This window comes from Tigheibacillus halophilus, from assembly GCF_042683165.1.
GTDB lineage: Bacteria > Bacillota > Bacilli > Bacillales > Amphibacillaceae > Tigheibacillus > Tigheibacillus halophilus.
Map to the genome: position 1 here is coordinate 1 of NZ_JBHUIZ010000020.1, position 543 is coordinate 543.

The following is a 543-nucleotide window of genomic DNA, read 5'->3' on the forward strand; positions in this document are numbered from 1 at the left end:
GGGTGAAGTCGTAACAAGGTAGCCGTATCGGAAGGTGCGGCTGGATCACCTCCTTTCTAAGGATTATATAAAAGGCGTAAGTGCCTGTTCATCAACGTACAGATTGGACGGCTCCTGACGAGATAAAGGAAACACGCCTCGACAAGAGGTGTGCGACGTTGGCCGTAAAGGCCGTAATTAGTCGGCTCTCCTACAAACGAGACGATGTTGACTTATCACAGGATGGAGAAGGAAATCTGCTAGTTGATAGGCACTGGAGCTGGATTATACGGAAATAACGGCTTTGGCCGTTATCAAGCAGACATACTGGTTAGTTTGGTTCAGTTTTGAGAGAATGAAAAAAACTCTCAAGGGATATAAGGAACTTCTATTAAATCCCGTCACGTCCTGTGACGAACATAGAAGTCACCACATCCTGTGGAAGCTTGTACCTTGAAAACTAAATAAGAGTAATAACCAACGACATCAATGATTTAAAAGCGATATATAGCTTATTCATTAGTTAAGTGAATAAGGGCGCACGGTGGATGCCTTGGTACTAGG

The 543-nt window shown here is 44.0% G+C and carries 1 rRNA gene; it reads left to right on the top strand.

The window, feature by feature from the left end:
* Window positions 1-56: ribosomal RNA gene (locus ACFSMW_RS20330) — 16S ribosomal RNA — on the top strand; the annotation flags it as partial.
* Between the last annotated feature and the right edge of the window lie 487 nt (window positions 57-543).